The organism is Streptomyces sp. NPDC002870, assembly GCF_042888505.1.
GTDB lineage: Bacteria > Actinomycetota > Actinomycetes > Streptomycetales > Streptomycetaceae > Streptomyces.
In genome coordinates this window covers 283,601-303,539 of sequence record NZ_JBIAPW010000003.1, presented here as the reverse complement: position 1 = coordinate 303,539, position 19,939 = coordinate 283,601, and the positions used below count along the sequence as shown (strand labels likewise).

The window sequence follows — 19,939 nt, the reverse complement described above, 5'->3', positions numbered from 1 at the left end:
CCCATGGGAACGGCTGTCCGACTGCCTCTCACACGGAACTGGTCGGGCGCGACGGCTCCCGGGTTCCCACCACTTCGGGAGAGGAGAGGCATGGCATCAGGCACGGCATCGGACACGGCATCACCGGCGACCACGCGCGCGGCCCGGCCGCTGGACGGACTGCGGGTGCACACATCGGGGCCGCCGGGGCCCGGCGACGGGCTCGTGGCGGACCATCTGCGGCTGCTGGGCGCGGAGCCCCCGAGCGCCTCGGGCTCCCGTGTCGGGGGCTCCCGCGTCGGGGGCTCCCGCGTCGGGGGCTCCCGCGTCGGGGGCTCTCACGCCGCCGGCTCTCATATCGGCGGCTCTCATATCGTCATCGAGGGCGCGGAGTTCGAGGGGCTCACCGCCCGGGCCGTTTGGGGCGAGGCGGCGGGCGACCTCACCGACGAGGCCACCGTTCAGGCCGCCACCGGGATCATGGCGGTGCACGGGCGGCGCGACGGCGGCCCGCGCGGCATCGCCGCCGACTACGCCGCCACCGCCACCGCCGTACTGACCGTGCAGGGCGTCCTGGCGGGCCTGCTGGCCCAGGCCCGGGGCGGACAGGTCGCGCAGGTGTCGACCAGCGCCGCCCGGGCCGGGCTGCTGGCCGTCTCGCAGTATCTGGCCGCGGCCGGAGCGGAGGAGGGCGAGGCGGCCGAACTCGCACCGGGCGGGCCGCCCTTCACATCCGCCGAGGGGACCGTCTTCGAGCTCGAGACCCTGGACCCGGGAGCGTGGGCCGCGTTCTGGCGCGCGCTCGGCGCTCCGGAGGAAGCGATACGAGCGGGCTGGCGGCCCTTCCAGTTCCGTTACGCCACGGCCTGCGCGCCCTTCGCCGAAGTGCTGCACACCACCGTCAACGGATGTTCCTGGGAGCGGATCCGGCACGCCGCCGAGGCGTCCGGCGCCGAAGTGTGTCCCTTGCGCTCCCTCGCCGACAGGGGCATCGCCGACGCGCCGCCGTGGGCGCTGACCTCGTACGAAGCGTCATACTCCGGGAGAAACCCCGCGGACACACCCCCGCTCGGCCTGCCGCTCGCCGGGCTGACCGTCCTGGAGGCCGGACGGCGTATCCAGGCCCCGCTGTCCGCACACCTGTTGGGCCTGCTCGGCGCGGAGGTCGTACGGATCGAGCCGCCGGGCGGCGACCCGTTGCGCGGGATGCCGCCCGCCTGCTCCGGGATCTCGGCACGCTGGCTGGCGCTCAACCGGGGCAAGAAGGCCGTCGAGGTCGACATCAAATCGGACCACGACCGGCGGCGGCTGCGCGAGATGGCGGCCGAGGCCGACGTCTTCCTGCACAACTGGGCCCCGGGCAAGGCCGCCGAGCTCGGCCTCGACCGTCAGCAGCTGGCCGCCGCCAACCCCGCACTCGTCTACGCGTACACCAGCGGCTGGGCGGACCGGCTGCCCGGGGCGCCGATGGGCACCGACTTCATGGTGCAGGCCCGTACGGGCGTCGGCGAGGCGGTCCGGCCGGCCGACGAGCCGCCCGCGCCGTCGCTGATGACCCTCCTCGATGTGCTCGGCGGGCTGCTCGGCGCACAGGCCGTGCTGGCCGGGCTGCTGCTGCGGGAGCGCACCGGCCACGGCGTACGGGTGGACTCGTCGCTCCTCGGGGCGGCCGACGTCCTCACCGCGCCCGCGCTCCGTCGTCTCGCGGACGGCCGGGGCGCGCGCCGTCCCGCCGGATTCCGCCGTCCCCTGCCCACCGCCGACGGCTGGATCGCGCCCGCCGACTCCTGCGCGGCCGCGGCCGCGGCGTACGACCTGCGCGGGATGCCCACCGCCGAGGCGCTGGCGCAGCTGCGCACGCACGGACTGACCGCGACCGCGGTCACCGCCGATCTGGCGGCTCTGCACGACGACCCGCGCTTCGCCGGCTCGATCAGCCGCGACGCGCATGGTGCCCCTGCCGTTCCCGACCCCTGGAGCTTCCTGTGACCATCGTTATGCACGATCTGCTGCCCGCCGAACTGCGCCGCTCCTGGACGATCGACGGCACCTGCCCCGACCTCGACGTGTACAGCCTCTACCGGGCGCGCCAGATCGCCGACCTGCATCGCACCGCGGTGATCGACGCCAAGGGGAAACTCTGTTACACGGCGCTCGACCGCAAGGTGCGATGTCTGGCCGCGGGCCTCACCGGCCTGGGCATACGCCCGGGCGATGTGGTCGGCGTACAGCTTCCGGGCGGCCGCAACGCCGTCATCGCCGACCTGGCGCTGGCCGCGATCGGCGCGGTCGCGCTGCCGTTCCCGGTGGGCCGGGGCGGGCGCGAGGCGGCGTCGCTGCTGAGGAGATCCGAGGCGGTCGCCGTGATCGCCGCCATCGAGCACCGGGGCTGCCGGCACGCCGCGGATCTGCTGGCCCTCGCCGGTGAGCCCGGTGAGCCCGGTGATTCGGTTGAGTCCGGTGAGCCCGCTGGACCCGGTGGCGACGGAGAACCCGGTGGACCCGGTGGACTGCCCGCCCTGCGCACGGTGATCGCCGCCGGTCCGGGCACCGCGCCGGAAGGCTCCGTATCGCTGTCGCAACTGCTGCGTACGGATTCGAACGCCTTCGTTCCGGCCCGCCCGGACCCCGAGTCCGCCGTACGCATCCTGGTCTCCTCGGGCTCCGAGGCCGAGCCCAAGATGATCGCCTATTCGCACAACGCGCTGGCCGGCGGCCGCGGCAACTTCCTGGCATCCCTGCTGAAGGACGGGCAGCCGCCGCGCTGCCTCTTCCTCGTCCCGCTCGCCTCCGCCTTCGGCAGCAACGGCACGGCGGTCGCCCTGGCCCGGCACGGCGGAACCCTCGTCGTGCTCGACCACTTCACCCCCGACGCGGCCCTGGACGCCATCGCCGAGCACGAGCCGACACATGTGCTGGGCGTGCCGACGATGATCCGGATGATGCTCGACCGGCTGGCCGAGCAGCCGCGCGAACTCCCGGCGCCCACCGCGCTGGTGCTCGGCGGCTCGGTCCTCGACGCGGCCACCGCGGACGAGGCGCGCCGCGTCTTCGGCTGCCCGGTGGTCAATCTGTACGGGTCCGCGGACGGCGTCAACTGCCATACGGGGCTTGGCGACGACGCCGTACAGGTGGCCGGCCCGGGCGTGCTCGCGGGCCACCCGGACCCGCGCGTGACCGACATCCGGATCGCGGTCCCCGACACCCGCGAGATGAAGGAGATGCCCTCGGGCGCGGTCGGCGAGATCGTCGCCCGCGGCCCGATGACCCCGCTCTGCTATGTCGGCGCGCCCGAGCTCGATGCCCGCTACCGCACGGCCGACGGCTGGGTGCGCACGGGAGACCTCGGCATCCTGACGGAGGACGGCGCGCTGCGGGTCGTGGGCCGCCTGAGGGACGTGGTGATCCGCGGCGGCGCGAACATCAGCCCCGCCGAGGTCGAGATCGAACTGGCAGCGCATCCGGGGATACGGGACGTGGTGTGCGTCGGCGTCCCGGACCCGCGGATGGGCGAGCGGCTCGCGGCCTGCGTGGTCACCCGGGACGGCCACGCGCCCACGCTCGACGAGCTGTGTGCCCACCTCGACGGTCGCGGCCTGGAGCGCCGCAAGCATCCGGAACGCCTGCTGGTGGTGGCGGCGATCCCGCTGACCCCGGCGGGCAAGCCGGACCGGGCGTCCCTGCGGGAACAGTTCGCCGATCCGTCGGTTCAGGGGGTCTGACCCCCGGGTCCGCCCTCATCAGGGGGTCTGGCCCGCGGGTCCGCCCTCATCAGGGGGTCTGGCCCGCGGGTCCGCCCTCAACCGCCGGACAGGCTTGAGAACCAGGCCCGTCCGGCGCAGGCTCAGGCGGCCCCGGCCATCGCGCTCTTCAGCGCCGACGCCGCGTCGCGGTACACCGGCAGCAGATCCAGGTCCTTCCCCGGGAAGTTGACGATCTTCACCTGCTTCGCGCCCGCGTCGGGCAGCACCGTCCCCGTCGACATATGCGCGTTGTCCAGAACCAGCGCGGGCTTCTTCGCCGACAAGTCCGAGAGCTGCTTCGCGGTCACGGCCTCGGGACCGTACGTCCCCACCACCTCCGCGCCCGCCAGCTTCGCCGACCACGCGGTGAAGACCTGGGTGACGACAGCCGGGGCCTTGCCGCCCGGCCACGCCGCCTTCAACTCCCGCTGCAGATCCGCGTACTGCGTCTTGAACGTCTTCTGCCACGTCGCCGCCGCGTCCTGCGTGCCGAACAGCTTGCCCAGCCGGGCCACTTCCGCCGTCGCCTTGTCCGCGTCGTTGTCGAGATTCACCTCGACCAGCTCGGCGTCCGAGCCCGCGGCCTCCTTGATCTTCTCGGCGTACGGCTCGAAGGGCGCGTAGAGCACGAAGTCCGCGTCGGCCACCGCCGCGAGGTCGGACGGCTTCGGGTCGTAGTCGGGGGCGTGCTGCACCGACTGCGGAACGATGACCTTGACGTCCTTCGCACCCGCGGCCTTGGCGAAAGCGCCCTCCCACGTCGTCGTCACCACGACCACCGGAGCCCCGTCGTGCGGGTGCCCGCCGTCGCCGGACGAGGAGTCCGAGGCGTCCGAACTGCCGCAGCCGGCCGTCAGGGCGAGGGCCGCGGTCAGTGCGAGGAGGGGTGCGGCGAGGGAGGGGAAGCGGACGCGGACGCGGTTGCGCGCCATGGGCGGTTTCTCCGTTCAGGTACGAGATGGACGCCGAGAGCCACCGCCCCGGCCGTCAGGACGAGCACAGGACCGGGCGGCAGGTCCAGGGAAAGGGCGACGAGGAAGCCGGTCGTGTTGACGGCGACGCCGATCGCCACCGCCCACGCGGTGATCGACTTCAGCGAGGTGCCCAGGCGGCGCGCGGCGAGCGCGGGCAGCAGGGTCAGCGCGTCGACCAGCAGCGCGCCGGTCAGTTTGATCGCGCCGGCGACGGCCACCGCGACCAGGACGAGGAGGAGGAGCGTCAGACGCTCGACCCGCACGCCTGAGCAGAGGGCGAGTTCACGGTCGTACAGCAGCATGGCGATGTCACGCCGCCGCCACCAGAAGAGCCCCGGCACCAGGACGGCGAGCAGCCCCAGCACCCACAGATCAGCCGTGCCGACGGAGAGGATCGAACCCCACAGGAGCGCGAAGGCGCCCGCGGCGTTGACCCCAGAGACGGCGAGCACCAGCAGCGCGGCCGCGATCGCGAGACTCATCAACAGGCCCATCGCGCCGGACAGTCCGTCCGGTGTACGGGCGAGCGGCGCGACTCCGGCGCCGGCGAGCGCACACGCGAGAAGCGCGCACAGCATGGGGTCGAGGCCGGTCAGCAGGCCCACGGCGATCCCCAGCAGCGCCACGTGCATCATCGCGAAACGCACCGGCATGATGTCGAGCCCGACGATCACCACGCCGATGACCGGGAGTCCGACGGCGGCCAACAGCAGGGCGACGCCGGCCCGTTGCACGGGTACGAGCTGCAGCAGATCGCCGAGATCGGCGGCGAGGTCGGCGGCGAGAGTCATCCGGCCTCCCGCAGCCGCCCGGCGGCCATCTCGAGCACCCGCTCACAGAGGTCGGCCAGCGCCCGGTCGTGGGTCACCACGACGAGGGTCGCGGGCAGCGACAGCAGTACGTCGGCCGCCTCTTCCTGACCGGCGAAGTCGAGCGCGGCAGTGGGCTCGTCGGCGAGCAGCACTCCGGCCCCGGCGGCGACGGATCCGACTGCCCGGGCCAGGTACATACGCTGCAACTGCCCCCCGGACAGGGTGTGCAGTGGCCGCTGGGCAAGCTGCCCCACGCCCAGCTTCTCCGCGGCGTCCGCCGCCTCCACGGGAGCTCCGCTGCTCGCCAGCAACTCCGCTGCCTGCAGCGGGAACCGTCCGGCCGCGGGTTTCTGCGGGATCCAGGCGCACGCCCGGCGCCGCCAGGCCCACTCGGCGGCGGTACGCGCCTCGCGCCCGTCGACCAGGATCTCGCCGTCCGCCGTGCGGTGCAGGCCGAGCAAGGCCCGCAGCAGCGTGGTCTTGCCGGATCCGTTGGTGCCGGTCAGCGCCACGCGCTCACCGGCGGCGACGTCGAGATCGACGCCGAGTACGGCATCCACGCGGCCGTGCCGGCAGCCGACACGGCGCATCCGGACGTCCAGCCCGCCCATTCCACCTCCCAGGTCACGGGAGAGGAGTCGGACGACGGGGCCGGTCGGTTCCCGCGTTTTCGCCTCGCGTTCGCGGGTCGGGCCGCCGGGTCGGGCCGGCGACACGGGCCGACGGGGTCAGGCCGCCGGGGTGCCCGTCAGCAGGCGGGGCGGCGTGGGCACGGTCCACCGGCGGTTCGGCGCCAGGTCACTCCCCGGGCCGCACCACCGCCGCCACCGCCCGCACCGTACTCCCGTCCCCGAACCGCAGAACGAACTCGACCCGCTCGCCCAGCTCGAGCTCGGGCGGGTTCTCGACCATCACGTCCCCCACCGTCGGGGACATCCTCAGCTCGCCGCCGGCCGGCACCTTCAGCGCGGACACCGCCTCCATCCGGCCCGCGCCGTCCGTCTCGACGTCCCGCGCCAGCATGGTGGGGGAGCCGAGCAGCGGGGCGTCGGCCGAGACCAGGGTGGCATCGGTGCCGCCGGTGTTGCGCAGGTCGATGTAGGCCACCGTGTCCCGGTCCGGGAGCGGCTGGACGAGGCGGGCGCGGGTGACGGCGATCTCGGCGGGCGGGGTGCCGGCCGCGCCGCTCGTCACATAGGCCGTGAGCAGGGCGAGCGTCACGGCACAGGCCGCCACCGGGACCAGGACTGCCGCGACCACGGCCGCCCGGGTCCCGGGGAGGTCGGCGGAGCCTTCACCGGAGGGTGAGGTCATCGGAGCCTCTCCTGGCGTCGGCGGCGGAACGGTGGGTGACTCGCGCGGGGTTCGCCGGCCGGGTGCGTGGCCGGGCCCTGTGGGTACGCAGCCGCAGGCTGTTGCCGACGACGAGCACGGAGCTGGCGGACATCGCGAGCGCCGCGAACATCGGGTTGAGCCAGCCGGTCGCGGCCAGCGGCACGGTGACCACGTTGTAGCCGAACGCCCAGACGAGATTGGCCCGGATCGTGGTGAGCGTGCGGCGGGTGAGGAGCACCGCCGCGACGACCGCCGCCATGTCCTCCCGTACGAGAGTGATGTCGGCGGCACCGATCGCCGCGTCCGTGCCGCTGCCCATGGCGATACCGAGGTCGGCGGATGCGAGGGCGGCCGCGTCGTTGACGCCGTCGCCGATCACCGCGACGTGCCGCCCCTCGGCGCGCAGCGCGGCGACCAACTCCGCCTTGCCCTCGGGGCTGACGCCCGCGTGCACGGCGGTGATGCTCAGCTCACGGGCGACCGCCCGCGCCGCGGCCGGTCCGTCGCCGGTCACCAGGACCGGCTCGATGCCCAGGCGTTTCAGCTTGGTCACCGCGGCGCCGCTGGAGGGCCGCAGGGTGTCCCCGACGGCGAGCAGAGCGACGGGCCGGGAGTCGGACTCCACGACGACCGCCGTGTGCCCTGCCTCCTCGGCGCGCAGCAGACCGGCGTGCAGGACGTCCGGGAGCGGTCCCGCCACGCGTGGACTGCGTACGGAGACCTCCTGGCCCTCGACCCGGCCGTGCACACCCTCGCCCCGCACGGCCCGGAAGCCGGCCACCCCGGGCAGCACATCGTCGCCGGTCTGCTGGCGAGCGGCCGCCACCAGGGCGCGGCCGATGGGGTGTTCGGAGCCGTACTCCACCGCACCCGCGAGACGCAGCACGGCCGCGGCGTCCACACCCTCGGCCACCACCGTCTCCACGAGCGTCATACGGCCCGTGGTGAGCGTGCCCGTCTTGTCGAAGACCGCGGTGTCGACGCGGCGCAGCCGCTCCAGAGCGCCCGGCTCCTTGATGAGCACGCCGAGCTGCGCACCGTGCCCGGTCGCCGCCAGGAACGCGGTGGGCGTCGCGAGGCCCAGCGCACACGGGCAGGCCACGACCAGGACGGCGACCGCGGCGGTGACGGCCGCCTCCGGCTCGGCACCGGCCCCGAGCCAGAAGCCGAGCACGCACGCCGCGACCGTCACGATCGCCGGGACGAACACCCCGGCGATCGCGTCGGCGAGCCGCTGGATGCGCGCCTTGCCCGCCTGGGCATCGGTGACCAGCCGGGTGATACGGGCGAGTTGGGTGTCGGCTCCGACAGCGGTCGCCCGGACGACGAGCAGCCCCCCGGAGTTGACGGCACCGCCCACCACACGAAAGCCGGGCCCCACTTCCACCGGTGTGGACTCACCGGTCACCAGGGAGAGGTCCAGCGCCGAACTGCCCTCGGTCACCACCCCGTCGGTGGCCGTCTTCTCGCCAGGCCGGACCATGAACTCCTGCCCGGTCCGCAGCTGGGACACCGGGATACGGCGGCTTCCGCTTCCCTTCAGCTCCACGTCCTTCGCACCGAGTTCGGCGAGCGCCCGGAGTGCGGACCCGGTGCCGTGCCTGACGCGCGCCTCCAGATACCGGCCGGCGAGGACGAAGAGCGGAACGCCGACCGCGGCCTCCAGATACACATGCGCGGTTCCGCCGTCCGCGCTGGGCAGCCAGCTGAACGGCATCCGCATGCCCGGATCGCCCGCGCCGCCGAAGTACAGGGCGTACACCGACCAGAGGTAGGACGCGATCACGCCGAGGGAGACGAGGGTGTCCATGGTGGCCGTGCCGTGCCGCAGGCCCCGCAGCGCCCGGGCGTGGAAGGGCTGGGAGCTCCAGACGACGACGGGGCCCGCGAGGGTGAAGCAGAGCCACTGCCAGTAGTCGAACTGGAGGGCGGGGACCATGGACAGGACGAGGACCGGGAAGGCCAGGACGGCGGTGATCAGCAGCCGCTCGCGGCCCTCGGCCCGCTCCTCGTCGTCGTCGGAGGTCTCCTCGGCCGGCGGCGGCAACTGGGCGGTGTAGCCCGCCCGTTCCACCGTGGAGATCAGCTCGTCCGCGCCCACCTCGGGCGGATGCGCGATCCGGGCGAGGCCGGTGGCGAGGTTGACGGTGGCACTCACCCCGTCGATGCGGTTCAGCTTCTTCTCGACCCGGGACACGCACGCCGCGCACGTCATGCCGCCGACCAGCAGGTCCGTCATCGGCCCTCCCCCGCGCCGCGCATGCCGTGCATGCCAGGCATGCGGTCAGGACCCTCCTCGACGCGGTGCAGCCCCGGCGCCACCGGACCGACGGCACGCCCCACCGCGTACGAGACGGCCGTCAGCGCGAGCACCAGGAGCACGAACCCCGCCAGAGCCGGGGGCACGGGTATCCGTGAAGTCCTCATGCGTCCATACCGTAAGGGGGTATGGACGCGAGGCGAACCCCCCGGCGCTGTGAGGAAGAACAGCGCCCCCGCCGGGAACCCGCGAGGGCAGCGCTCCGACTACATCCGTCCGGATCCGGCCGGCGGTCGGCTGCCGATTACTGGCGGCGCGCCCACGGTGGGGCGATCATCGGGACATGAGCCCCACGATTCATCTCGCCCAGCAGCCAGAGGCCGACGAACTGCTCGGCCGCAGTCCGCTCGCCGCCCTCGTCGGCATGCTGCTCGACCAGCAGGTCCCCATGGAGTGGGCGTTCTCCGGCCCGTACACCATCGCGCAGCGCATGGGCGGCGACGATCTCGACGCCGCCCAGATCGCCGCCTACGACCCCGACGCCTTCGCCGAGCTGCTGAAGCAGAAGCCCGCCGTCCACCGCTATCCGGGAAACATGGCCAAGCGGGTGCAGCAGCTGTGCCAGTACCTGGCCGCCGAGTACGGCGGCGACGCGACCGCCATCTGGCGCGATGTGGCGACCGGGGGCGAGCTGCTGGCGCGGCTGAAGGCGCTGCCCGGCTTCGGCGAGCAGAAGGCGAAGATCTTCCTGGCGCTGCTGGGCAAGCAGTTCGGGGTGCAGCCCAAGGGCTGGCGCGAGGCGGCCGGGGCGTACGGCGAGAAGGGCTCGTACCGCTCGGCAGCCGACATCACCGGGCCCGAGTCGCTGGCCAAGGTGCGCGCGTACAAGCAGGAGTCGAAGCGCGCAGCGAAGGCAGCCAAGGAGACCTGACGTTCCGCTGTGCCCGCCCGGCGTGTTGAAGTGGATGGGTCACGTCCTGGTGTCAATGCGATGAAATGCGCCGTGAGTTGAGGCACATCTGTTCACAGAACCCGCAGAGATCGCTAACTTCCCCTCAACCTTGTACACACCGGGAAGGATCTCTGTGAAGGCAACCCATCGCAGAGCCGTGGCCACCATGGCCGCCGCCGCACTCGCGACCCCGCTCCTGCTGGCATCCGCCTCCCCCTCCGCCGTGCACCGCCACAGCCCTGGCGAGCAGGCGGCGAAGGACGCATCGAAGCTGGCCAGGAAGCTGGTCGACAGGTCGTCCGCCACGGACGCCCACAAGCACCTGCAGAAGTTCCAGCAGATAGCCGACACGACGGGCGGCCACCGTGCCGCGGGCACGCTCGGGCACGACGCCTCGGCCGCCTACGTCTACCAGCAGCTGAAGAAGTTCGGCTACGACGTCTCGTACCACCAGTTCGACTTCATCTACACCGAGACACAGGCCGAGAAGCTCTCGGTGCTCGCGCCCGCGCCGCGCGACATCGAGATCAAGGCGATGACGTACACCAAGTCCACTCCGGTGGGCGGCGTCAAGGCCGATCTGGCCGCGGTGCCCGTGGACGCGACGACGGGCTGCGAGCCCGCCGACTACACGTCGGGAACCTTCACCGGCAAGATCGCGCTGATCAAGCGCGGCGGCTGCACCTTCGGCGAGAAGCAGGCAGCCGCGGCAGCGGCCGGCGCGGCCAGCGCGATCATCTACAACAACACCGACGGGGCGCTCTCCGGCACCCTCGGCGACCCGGCGACCGGCAAGATCCCGACCGGCGGGATCACCAAGGCGGAGGGCGAGAAGCTCGCCGCCGACCTCGCCACCGGCCCGGTGAACATCTCCTTCGAGATCCGCCAGCTGCAGCAGAAGCGCGTCACCAACAACGTCATCGCGGAGACCCGCGGCGGCAACGCGGCCAACACCGTGATGCTGGGCGCGCACCTCGACTCGGTGACCGCGGGCCCCGGCATCAACGACAACGGCTCCGGCTCGGCCGGACTCCTCGAAGTCGCCCAGGAACTCGCCAAGTCCAAGTCGAAGCCCGTCAACAAGGTCCGCTTCGCCTGGTGGTCGGCGGAGGAGAACGGCCTGCTCGGCTCGGAGGCGTACGTCGCGCAGCTGAGCTCCCTGGGCAAGAAGGAGATCAAGCTCTACCTGAACTTCGACATGATCGCCTCGCCGAACTACGGGCTCTTCGTCTACGACGGCGACGACTCGGACGGCGTGGGGGCGGGTCCCGGCCCGGTCGGCTCCGCCCAGCTCGAGCGCGACATCAACGAGTTCCTGGACAAGCAGGGCAAGCCGCACGAGGGCACGGACTTCACCGGCCGCTCCGACTACGGCCCGTTCATCGAGGTCGGCATCCCGTCCGGTGGCACGTTCACCGGCGCGGAGGGCATCAAGACGGCCGCGCAGGCGGAGAAGTTCGGCGGCACGGCGGGCGTCGCGTACGACTCCTGCTACCACGCCAAGTGCGACACGATCAGCAACATCGACATGAAGGCGTTCGCCGTCAACATCGGCGTCATCGCCAACGCGGTGGGTACGTACGCCCATGACCTGAGCTCGCTGCGCAAGCCGGTGGTCACGGTCCCGACGGACGGCGACGCGGGCAGCGGCGGCGGCCTGCACGACGGTCACGACCACGACGTGACCGAGTAACCGGGCCCTCGTCCGGGGGACCCCCAAGGGGCTGAAAATCGTGAGGACACTCCCCCTACGCCGTGCGGGCGTAGGGGGAGTACACGTTCGGCGCCGTCCCGCCCCGGCCCCGGCCCAAACCCCGCCGGGCCCGGCCGCAGGGGCGGTCGTGTCCGTTTCCGGCGGGATCATCAGCTGCTCGCCGACGCGCATCACAACCCTCTATTCCGGGTTCGCGGCATTTTGTTCAGCATTGCACCGACGCTGCGTGGCTGCGCCGAGAGCCGCTTGACCGGTAGGCTTTCCGTGTGATCTTCAAGCGCATCGGTAACGGGCGGCCGTATCCCGACCACGGCCGGGAAAGCACCCGGCAGTGGGCGGATGTCGCGCCGCGCCCGGTCCGCCTCGATCAGCTCGTGACCACCAAGGGCCAGCTCGATCTCGAAACGCTGCTCGCGGAGGACTCCACGTTCTACGGCGACCTCTTCGCCCATGTCGTGAAGTGGCAGGGCGACCTCTACCTCGAGGACGGTCTGCACCGCGCCGTACGCGCCGCGCTGCAGCAGCGCCAGGTGCTGCACGCCCGCGTTCTCGAGCTGGGCTGAGCCGGAGCGGCCACGGTCGCCGACTGACCCTTTCGGGCCCTTTCGGGACCGTACGGACGCAACCGGTTGATCATTTAGTAGGCATCGGCACCGGGCCGCACTACGCTGCGCCCATGAGCATGCTCACTCCCCCCGGCATGGGCGGAAAGTACCGCATCACGGGCGACAAGTACCCGCGAATGCGACGCCCGCGCAACCGCGGCAGGATCGTTGTGGCAGCCGTTGCCGCGGTGGTCGCCCTCGGCCTGGCCGGGTGGGGAACGCTGCAGCTCATCGACGTCTTCACCGGCGACGGCAAGAACACGTCCGCGGCCGTCCGCACGACGGACTGCGAGCCCTCGCCGAAGCCGTCCGACGCGCCCGTGCGGCCCGTGACTCTCAAGCCGGGCCAGATCACGGTGAACGTCTACAACGCGACCCCCCGCAGCGGCCTCGCCAAGGCGGCCGCCGACGAGCTGAAGAAGCGCGGCTTCGCCATCGGCAAGGTGGGCAACGCCCCGGCGGAGTACGACAAGAAGATCCCCGGCGCCGGGATACTGCTGGGCGCGCCGGCGGCCACCAACGGCCCCTTCTCGGTGCTCGGCACCCAGCTGAAGGGCGCCACGACCAAGACCGACGCCCGCACGACGCCCGACGTCGACCTGATCCTCGGCACGGCCTTCAGGACCCTGGACGCGCAGAAGGACGCGGATGCGGCCCTGGCCACGTTGGCCAACCCCGCTCCCGCGCCCTCCAGGAAATGCTGAGCTAGTCCGCCGTGCCGTACATCCGGTCGCCCGCGTCGCCGAGCCCCGGCACGATGTAGCCGTGGTCGTTGAGCCGCTCGTCGACCGAGGCGGTGACGACCGTGACCGGCGTGCCCGCAAGCTCGCGCTCCATCACCTCGACGCCCTCCGGCGCCGCCAGCAGCACGACCGCGGTCACATCGTCCGCGCCGCGCTTGATCAGCTCCCGGATCGCCGCCACGAGCGTGCCGCCGGTGGCCAGCATCGGGTCCAGGACGTACACCTGGCGGCCCGAGAGGTCCTCCGGCATCCGGGTCGCGTACGTCGACGCCTCGAGCGTCTCCTCGTTGCGGATCATCCCGAGGAAGCCCACCTCGGCGGTCGGCAGAAGCCGCACCATGCCGTCGAGCATGCCCAGGCCGGCCCGCAGGATCGGCACGACCAGCGGGCGCGGGTGCGAGAGCTTCACGCCCGTGGTCCTGGTGACCGGGGTCTCGATGTCCACCTGCTCGGTGCGCACATCCCTGGTGGCCTCGTACGCGAGCAGGGTCACCAGCTCGTCGGCGAGCCGCCGGAAGGTGGGGGAGTCGGTGCGCTTGTCGCGCAGCGTGGTGAGTTTGTGCGCCACCAGCGGGTGGTCGACGACATGAATCCGCATGGCGCCAACAGTAGCCCGGGCTCGCATCAAGGCAGGGTCCGGAGGGAAGGTGGTGGGGGTACCCCCAGGCCGCAGGGCCGAGGGGGACTACGGACCCAGCCGTGGGGTGGTGTGTGGCCGATGACGGAGCCAGAGCCAGAGCGTGAGCAGTACGAGATAGAAACCGAGAGCGACGTGGAGCGCAGGCGGCGACGCGCCCAGTTCCTCCGCGAACTCAACGAGGCCAAGGCCCTGCGCGACCGCGTCCAGCCACGGCGGGCCCGAACGGCCCGGATGCGCCAGCAGATGCGCATGCGGACCTTCCGCTGGTAACCGGTACTGGTGAGAACTGATGGCCGACGCAACGACGGAAGACCTCTCGCATCGGCTTGGTTTCTGCCACGATTCCGAGTGGGCGGGGCACAGAGCATTTGCACCGCCGGTCGTCACACCTCTGATCAGTGGGAGAGTCACGGTGTACTTCGCCGCACTGCTCGCGCGCACTCAAGACGGGTGGGAAGCGAGCGACACAGAGCTCGACGATGTGGAGACCCTGTCGGATCTGACCGACCTGGCCCGCGAGGCCTCGGTGGACGAGGACACGGTGCTCGTCTACATCGAGCAGGAGGACGCTTGGTTCGGGATCCTCCGGGTCGAGGGCGAGGAGGATCCTCGTATCTTCCTCTCGGACGCGGCCGCGGCCGCACGTTCCTCGTACGGGGAAATCCTCACCAATGAACTGCTCGGCGGGGACGATGACGACCCGGCCGACGAACTGGACGCCCTGGACCTCGACGGCACGGAGGACGGAGAGCCGGACGAGGACGACGAGGAGGGCGAGTCCGCCCCGCTCGGCGAGCTGGTGCCCGCCGGACCGGTCGGCGACCGCTTCATCCTCGCGGACCTGGGGCTGTCGGAGAAGGAGCTGCTGGTACTGGAAACGGAAGCGTTGGCGGAGATCGCGGACGCCTTGGGCGCGGCCGAGGTGCTGGAGACCGTCCGCTAGTGACTCCGGCTGCCCCGCCCCCTCCCGTAGGCGATCCGATAGGCGACCCAGTACGGGATCCCTGGGAGGCGCCGATGCGTCTCGCCCTGGCAGAGGCGGAGCGCGCGGCGCTGTCCGGCGATGTGCCGGTCGGCGCCGTCGTGCTGGCCAAGGACGGCTCGCTGCTCGCCGCCGGACACAACGAACGCGAGGCGACCGGCGATCCGACGGCGCACGCCGAGGTGCTGGCGATCCGCAGGGCCGCGGCCCTGCTCGGCGAATGGCGGCTGAGCGGCTGCACGCTCGTCGTGACGCTGGAGCCGTGCACGATGTGCGCGGGCGCGATCGTGCAGTCCCGGGTGGACCGGGTGGTCTACGGCGCACGTGACGAGAAGGCGGGCGCGGCCGGCTCGCTCTGGGACGTCATACGGGACCGGCGGCTGAACCACCGCCCCGAGGTGATCCTCGGCGTGCTGGAGCAGGAGTGCGCGAAGCAACTGACGGACTTCTTCCGCGAGCGCTGACCGACCACAGACCGAGCTCTGACCGACCACAGACCGAGCTCTGACCGAGCGCCGGCCGAGCTCTGACCGAGCACCGGCCGAGCGCCGGCCGTCGGGTCCCGATACGGATTTCAGAGCACGGCCCACCTTGGGCTAAGCTCTCTCCCGGTAGCGTGTCCGAGCGGCCGAAGGAGCTCGCCTCGAAAGCGAGTGTGGCGCAAGTCACCGAGGGTTCAAATCCCTCCGCTACCGCTCTTGTCGAAGGGACCCCGGTGCACCGCACCGGGGTCCCTTCGTCTTGACGTGCGGCCCCGCAGCGAGGGCCGCTTCCTGGCCCGTTAGACTCACGCGACGCACGGCCAGGGGGCTGCAGAGGCCACAGGGATCGCAGGGGAGGCAGAGGCTGATGGTGCAAACGAAGAAGATAGCTCTCTACATCGTCGTCGTCTTCGTGCTGTACACGATCATCACCTCCCCGGCCAAGGCCGCCGACCTGGTCCAGATAGGGTTCGAGGGCATTTCGAGCGCCGCGCAGGGCGTCGGAGAGTTCATGTCCGAGCTCGTCAATTAGGAGTGCCCTTGATCCGCCATCTGGTCCTCTTCAAGCTCAACGAGGGCGTCGCGCGCGACGAGCCGCGCGTCCTCGCCGGTGCGCAGGCCTTCCGGGACCTGGATGGCGTCGTACCCGAGCTGGAGTTCTGGGAGTGCGCCTGGAACATCACCGACCGGCCGATCGCTTATGACTTCGCCATCAACTCGGCAGTCGCCGACCGCGATGCCCTGACCCGGTACATCGAGCACCCGGCCCATCAGGCGGCCGCCGGACAGTGGCGCGAGTTCGCCACGTGGGTGATCGCCGACTACGAGTTCTGAGCCCCCGGCTTCCCAGGCCCCTTGCCACTCTGGCGAGGGGTTTTTTGAGGTTTAAATCCCAACTTACCGTCAACACGGCGTTATCAGGTGCTTGCACACAGTGGACATGTCTTGTGATGCTATGACCGCTTTTGACGGATGAGTTGACCGTAGTTGACCGCAAAGGGGTGGCGTGACCGTGTCGGCCAGTACAGCGCCTCAGGTGCCACCCCAGAACGAGCGCCCCGACGACCCCCCTGCCAACGGCGGGAAGCCCCAGAGCAGGGGCGCGGACACCCGGGCGCTGACGCAGGTGCTCTTCGGCGAGCTCAAGGGACTCGAACCGGGAACCCCGGAACACTCCCGGGTCCGTGGGGCGCTGATCGAGGCGAATCTGCCGCTGGTGCGGTACGCGGCCGCCCGCTTCCGCAGCCGCAACGAGCCGATGGAGGACGTCGTCCAGGTCGGCACGATCGGGCTCATCAACGCGATCGACCGCTTCGACCCGGACCGCGGGGTGCAGTTCCCCACCTTCGCAATGCCCACCGTGGTCGGCGAGATCAAACGATACTTCCGCGACAACGTACGGACCGTGCATGTGCCACGACGGCTGCACGAGCTGTGGGTACAGGTCAACGGCGCGACCGAGGATCTGACGACGGCTCACGGCCGCACACCGACGACCGCCGAGATCGCCGAGCGGCTGAAGATCGGCGAGGACGAGGTGCTGGCCTGCATCGAGGCCGGGCGCTCGTACCACGCGACCTCGCTGGAGGCGGCCCAGGAGGGCGACGGGCTGCCCGGGCTGCTCGACCGGCTCGGTTATGAGGACCCGGCGCTGGCCGGCGTCGAACACCGTGATCTCGTACGCCATCTGCTCGTACAACTGCCCGAGCGGGAGCAGCGGATCCTAATGCTCCGCTATTACAGCAATCTGACGCAGTCGCAGATCAGCCAGGAACTGGGCGTTTCCCAGATGCATGTGTCAAGGCTGCTCGCCAGAAGCTTTGCGCGACTTCGATCCGCAAACAGGATCGAAGCGTAGCTGGAACGGGTAGACCACCCCAGGACTCCTTTTGGCCACGCAAAAGCCGCACACCCCCTCTTTCCAGCGCAGATTCACCCGACACTTGTCGACATGTCACTACAGCGCGTTGCCGACATGTGACATTCTGCCGGAACCGCGTTTGCCGCAGCCCCGCCTCCGGTATTCAGGTGGAGGCTGCGTTCCTCCGATGGTCGTGGCCACCGCGACCGTCCGCGACCTCAAGGGGGTGGCATGTCCTCAGAACAGGGCAGCTCGAAGGTGCTCACGCTCACGAAGAGCGCTCCCGCACCCGTCGTGCCTGACAGCTCGGAACCCATCGACACCCGCACCCTGTCCCGCTCCCTGTTCCTGCGGCTGCGCGCGCTGGACACGGAGAACGCGGCGGGCACGGGCAACACCCCGGAGCGCACCTATGTGCGCGACACCCTCATCGAGCTCAATCTCCCCCTCGTGCGGTACGCCGCGGCCCGCTTCCGCAGCCGCAATGAACCGATGGAGGACATCGTCCAGGTCGGGACGATCGGCCTGATCAAGGCGATCGACCGGTTCGACTGCGAACGGGGCGTGGAATTCCCGACGTTCGCGATGCCGACGGTCGTCGGCGAGATCAAGCGCTTCTTCCGCGACACCTCGTGGTCGGTGCGGGTGCCGCGCCGGCTCCAGGAGCTGCGGCTCGCGCTGACCAAGGCCAGCGACGAGCTGGCGCAGAAGCTGGACCGCTCCCCGACCGTGCCCGAACTGGCCGCGGTGCTCGGGGTGTCGGAGGAGGACGTGGTCGACGGCCTCGCCGTCGGCAATGCGTACACCGCCTCTTCGCTGGACTCCCCCTCGCCCGAGGACGACGGCGGCGAAGGCTCGCTGGCCGACCGCCTCGGGTACGAGGACTCGGCGCTGGAGGGCGTCGAGTACCGCGAATCGCTCAAGCCCCTGCTGGCCAAACTCCCGCCCCGCGAACGGCAGATCATCATGCTGCGCTTCTTCGCGAACATGACCCAGTCGCAGATCGGCGAGGAGGTCGGCATTTCGCAGATGCATGTCTCGCGGCTGCTGACCCGTACGCTCGCGCAGCTGCGGGAGGGCCTGATCGCCGACTGAACCCGGTGGAACCCCGTGGCCCGGGGGTTCCTTATTGACGGTTCGTCAGACACACTGACGCGATGCGGCGACGTCATGGAGCAGCTCTCGCAGCGGTCGCGCTCTGCCTCGGCGGGGCGCTGACCGCATGCGGGAGCGGTGGCGGCGACGGTTTTGTGGCCGTCGGCGCCGCCGCGTCGGGGCCCGACGAGGCGCCCACCGCCGCCGTGCCGCCGAAGGGCAAGGTCGTACTGGTGCCGCTGGACGGCGCCGTGCCGTCCGGTGACTCGGAGGGGAAGACGCCGGAGGAGAAGCCGGGGAAGCCGGGCGGTCGGGAGCTGCCCGCCGTCCCGGGCGGCGGCGGCACGGGAAGTACCGGCGGCGGTACGGGAAGTGCCGTCGGCGGTACGGGCGGCAGCACAGGCGGTACGGGAAGCCCGGACGGTGCGGGCGGAGCCTCGGGCGGATCGGGTGGCTCGGGCAGCCCCGGCGGCAGTCCCACCACGCCCGGTACGCCCGGTACGCCGTCGAAGCCGGCCCCGACACCCGCAGGGCCCGGCGTACTCACGCTCGGGGAACCGGTCCGCGCGGCTCTCGACAAGCGCTGGTGCGAGAAGGTGACGGTGGAGTTCCGCAACACCGGCGGCTCACCGGTGACCTCGGGCACCGTCACCTTCGCCACGCACATCATCGGCGCACTCGGGATCGACTGGGCGACCATCGAGTCGGCTCAGCCGCTGCCCGCGCCGATCGCCGCGGGAGGGTTGAGAAAGCAGGCGTACACCGTGTGTGTGGACGCCTGGCGGGTGCCGCTGGGCATGCATATCGAGACCCAGAGCGTCACCGCCGTATGGAAGTGACCGGCTAAAGGTGCCCTGGCGGTGACTCGGTCGGCGTGATCAGCCGAGCGCGAGCCAGGCCACCGCGCCGAGGATGACGACGGCCGCGATGACGCCGACGATCAGCCCGACGCGCGAGGACGACTGAGCGGGAGCCGCCGCCGGGCGGCCCTGCGGCGCACCCTCGTCGACGAAGGCGCGGAACATCTGAGTGCTGCCCGCCGGGTCGTAGTTGCCCTCGGGGCTCTGACCTTGGGGAGCATGGGGGTTGTGTGCCATGGGGCAGGACCCTAGCGAACGCGGATGGCCGGCCCAACCCCGGGCGGGTAGCGGACATCTCCCTGCGCGGGCCATGACCGGCGACATGCGAAGCCTTTGGTGTTCCTTTACTACCGCTAGCCCCCTTTTAGTTTGCCTGTAGCAACCAACCGCTTCTATGGTTGCCCTAAGCAACAAGATGCGACGGGGGTCCCGGCCATGGCCGCAGAGAGTCAGTACGCGGAACTGGCCCGCCGGCTCAGCGCCATCGGCGCCGTGACGCGCGGCATCGCGCGGATCCTGCCCGTCGAGTGCCCGTCCGGCTCGGCCGCCGTACTCACGCTGCTGGACCGGCACGGTGGGATGCGGATGAGCCGGCTCGCCGAACTCCTCGCCGTCGACATGTCGGTGACCAGCCGGCATGTCGCCCACGCCGCCGAGCGCGGCTGGATCGAACGGACCCCCGACCCGGGCGACAAGCGCTCCCGCATCCTGCGGCTGACCCCTGCGGGCCTGGACATGCTCGACCAGCTCGCCCAGCGAACCACCGACATGCTCGCCCGCAACCTCGACCACTGGTCCGACGACGAAGTCGGACAGCTCATCGCGCTGCTCGCCAGGCTGCGCGAGTCCTTCGGAGACTGCCGGGCCCACGCCCCCGTACACCCGCACGACACGACGTAAAG

General features: G+C 71.3%; 23 protein-coding genes and 1 tRNA gene. 16 read left to right on the top strand and 8 right to left on the bottom strand.

Translation table 11 applies throughout. The annotated features are described in order from the left end of the window. The first annotated feature begins 90 nt into the window (after positions 1-90). Together ACFYWY_RS05995 and ACFYWY_RS05990 are read left to right on the top strand one after the other, a co-directional pair. Entirely contained in the window at positions 91-1,968 is a 1,878-nt protein-coding gene (locus ACFYWY_RS05995) for a CoA transferase (protein ID WP_389180335.1), read from the top strand. Next, a complete protein-coding gene (locus ACFYWY_RS05990; protein WP_389180332.1) occupies positions 1,965-3,701 on the top strand; it encodes a class I adenylate-forming enzyme family protein in 1,737 nt (578 codons plus the stop codon). Before ACFYWY_RS05995 ends, ACFYWY_RS05990 begins: the two co-directional genes overlap by 4 nt. A 122-nt stretch (positions 3,702-3,823) precedes the next feature. On the opposite strand, the gene ACFYWY_RS05985 is transcribed toward ACFYWY_RS05990, so the two are convergent. From ACFYWY_RS05985 to ACFYWY_RS05960, 6 genes are all read right to left on the bottom strand, one after another. Further along, on the bottom strand, positions 3,824-4,654 hold the full coding sequence (locus tag ACFYWY_RS05985) for a metal ABC transporter solute-binding protein, Zn/Mn family (RefSeq protein ID WP_389180329.1): 831 nt from the start codon (positions 4,652-4,654) through the stop codon (positions 3,824-3,826). Then, the gene (locus ACFYWY_RS05980) at positions 4,594-5,487 is read right to left on the bottom strand and encodes a metal ABC transporter permease (protein ID WP_389180325.1); all 894 of its coding nucleotides are present in this window, start codon (positions 5,485-5,487) and stop codon (positions 4,594-4,596) included. Before ACFYWY_RS05980 ends, ACFYWY_RS05985 begins: the two co-directional genes overlap by 61 nt. Beyond that, positions 5,484-6,119, bottom strand: coding sequence for a metal ABC transporter ATP-binding protein (locus tag ACFYWY_RS05975; RefSeq protein WP_389180322.1), 636 nt, complete (start codon positions 6,117-6,119; stop codon positions 5,484-5,486). Before ACFYWY_RS05975 ends, ACFYWY_RS05980 begins: the two co-directional genes overlap by 4 nt. A 187-nt stretch (positions 6,120-6,306) precedes the next feature. Then, complete coding sequence (locus ACFYWY_RS05970; protein ID WP_389180319.1) at positions 6,307-6,822, bottom strand: copper chaperone PCu(A)C; 516 nt, start codon at positions 6,820-6,822, stop codon at positions 6,307-6,309. Next, a complete protein-coding gene (locus tag ACFYWY_RS05965) occupies positions 6,803-9,082 on the bottom strand; it encodes a heavy metal translocating P-type ATPase (RefSeq protein ID WP_389180316.1) in 2,280 nt (759 codons plus the stop codon). Before ACFYWY_RS05965 ends, ACFYWY_RS05970 begins: the two co-directional genes overlap by 20 nt. Continuing rightward, complete coding sequence (locus tag ACFYWY_RS05960; protein WP_389180313.1) at positions 9,079-9,270, bottom strand: hypothetical protein; 192 nt, start codon at positions 9,268-9,270, stop codon at positions 9,079-9,081. Before ACFYWY_RS05960 ends, ACFYWY_RS05965 begins: the two co-directional genes overlap by 4 nt. Positions 9,271-9,446: 176 nt before the next feature. Between ACFYWY_RS05960 and ACFYWY_RS05955 the strand changes: the two genes are divergently transcribed. The 4 genes from ACFYWY_RS05955 (at position 9,447) to ACFYWY_RS05940 (ending at position 13,078) form a co-directional block, all read left to right on the top strand. Further along, on the top strand, positions 9,447-10,034 hold the full coding sequence (locus tag ACFYWY_RS05955) for an HhH-GPD-type base excision DNA repair protein (protein ID WP_389180310.1): 588 nt from the start codon (positions 9,447-9,449) through the stop codon (positions 10,032-10,034). Positions 10,035-10,221: 187 nt separating this feature from the next. Continuing rightward, positions 10,222-11,748, top strand: coding sequence for a M28 family metallopeptidase (locus tag ACFYWY_RS05950; RefSeq protein ID WP_389180699.1), 1,527 nt, complete (start codon positions 10,222-10,224; stop codon positions 11,746-11,748). Positions 11,749-12,035: 287 nt separating this feature from the next. Further along, positions 12,036-12,332 carry a type II toxin-antitoxin system VapB family antitoxin gene (locus ACFYWY_RS05945; protein WP_003955420.1) on the top strand — a complete coding sequence of 99 codons (297 nt, stop codon included), beginning with the start codon at positions 12,036-12,038 and terminating at the stop codon, positions 12,330-12,332. A gap of 113 nt (positions 12,333-12,445) precedes the next feature. Continuing rightward, the gene (locus ACFYWY_RS05940) at positions 12,446-13,078 is read left to right on the top strand and encodes a LytR C-terminal domain-containing protein (protein ID WP_389180307.1); all 633 of its coding nucleotides are present in this window, start codon (positions 12,446-12,448) and stop codon (positions 13,076-13,078) included. Position 13,079: 1 nt separating this feature from the next. Here ACFYWY_RS05940 and upp read toward each other — a convergent pair whose 3' ends face one another. Then, entirely contained in the window at positions 13,080-13,715 is a 636-nt protein-coding gene (gene upp, locus ACFYWY_RS05935) for a uracil phosphoribosyltransferase (RefSeq protein ID WP_327324636.1), read from the bottom strand. A gap of 120 nt (positions 13,716-13,835) precedes the next feature. Here upp and ACFYWY_RS05930 point away from each other — a divergent pair, with 120 nt between their 5' ends. From ACFYWY_RS05930 to ACFYWY_RS05890, 9 genes are all read left to right on the top strand, one after another. After that, positions 13,836-14,027: a hypothetical protein gene (locus tag ACFYWY_RS05930; RefSeq protein ID WP_389180303.1), complete on the top strand. Its 192-nt coding sequence runs from the start codon at positions 13,836-13,838 to the stop codon at positions 14,025-14,027. Between the two features lie 142 nt (positions 14,028-14,169). Further along, positions 14,170-14,700, top strand: coding sequence for a hypothetical protein (locus ACFYWY_RS05925; RefSeq protein WP_389180300.1), 531 nt, complete (start codon positions 14,170-14,172; stop codon positions 14,698-14,700). Positions 14,701-14,774: 74 nt separating this feature from the next. Continuing rightward, complete coding sequence (tadA, locus tag ACFYWY_RS05920; protein ID WP_389180298.1) at positions 14,775-15,203, top strand: tRNA adenosine(34) deaminase TadA; 429 nt, start codon at positions 14,775-14,777, stop codon at positions 15,201-15,203. 146 nt (positions 15,204-15,349) lie between these two features. Continuing rightward, a tRNA-Ser gene (locus ACFYWY_RS05915) sits at positions 15,350-15,434 on the top strand. 154 nt (positions 15,435-15,588) lie between these two features. Then, positions 15,589-15,753 (top strand): hypothetical protein, encoded by a 165-nt coding sequence (locus ACFYWY_RS05910; protein ID WP_307662437.1) that lies wholly within the window; start codon positions 15,589-15,591, stop codon positions 15,751-15,753. A gap of 8 nt (positions 15,754-15,761) precedes the next feature. Next, positions 15,762-16,055 (top strand): Dabb family protein, encoded by a 294-nt coding sequence (locus tag ACFYWY_RS05905; RefSeq protein WP_389180295.1) that lies wholly within the window; start codon positions 15,762-15,764, stop codon positions 16,053-16,055. A 178-nt stretch (positions 16,056-16,233) separates the two neighbouring features. After that, positions 16,234-17,079 (top strand): RNA polymerase sigma factor SigF, encoded by an 846-nt coding sequence (locus ACFYWY_RS05900; protein WP_389180292.1) that lies wholly within the window; start codon positions 16,234-16,236, stop codon positions 17,077-17,079. A 234-nt stretch (positions 17,080-17,313) separates the two neighbouring features. Then, positions 17,314-18,177, top strand: a complete 864-nt coding sequence (locus ACFYWY_RS05895) for an RNA polymerase sigma factor SigF (RefSeq protein ID WP_389180289.1) — start codon at positions 17,314-17,316, stop codon at positions 18,175-18,177. A gap of 62 nt (positions 18,178-18,239) precedes the next feature. Continuing rightward, complete coding sequence (locus ACFYWY_RS05890) at positions 18,240-19,016, top strand: hypothetical protein (RefSeq protein WP_389180286.1); 777 nt, start codon at positions 18,240-18,242, stop codon at positions 19,014-19,016. 39 nt (positions 19,017-19,055) lie between these two features. On the opposite strand, the gene ACFYWY_RS05885 is transcribed toward ACFYWY_RS05890, so the two are convergent. Beyond that, the gene (locus ACFYWY_RS05885; RefSeq protein WP_389180283.1) at positions 19,056-19,274 is read right to left on the bottom strand and encodes a hypothetical protein; all 219 of its coding nucleotides are present in this window, start codon (positions 19,272-19,274) and stop codon (positions 19,056-19,058) included. 198 nt (positions 19,275-19,472) lie between these two features. Between ACFYWY_RS05885 and ACFYWY_RS05880 the strand changes: the two genes are divergently transcribed. Continuing rightward, complete coding sequence (locus ACFYWY_RS05880; protein ID WP_389180279.1) at positions 19,473-19,937, top strand: MarR family winged helix-turn-helix transcriptional regulator; 465 nt, start codon at positions 19,473-19,475, stop codon at positions 19,935-19,937. The last annotated feature ends 2 nt before the right edge of the window (positions 19,938-19,939 follow it).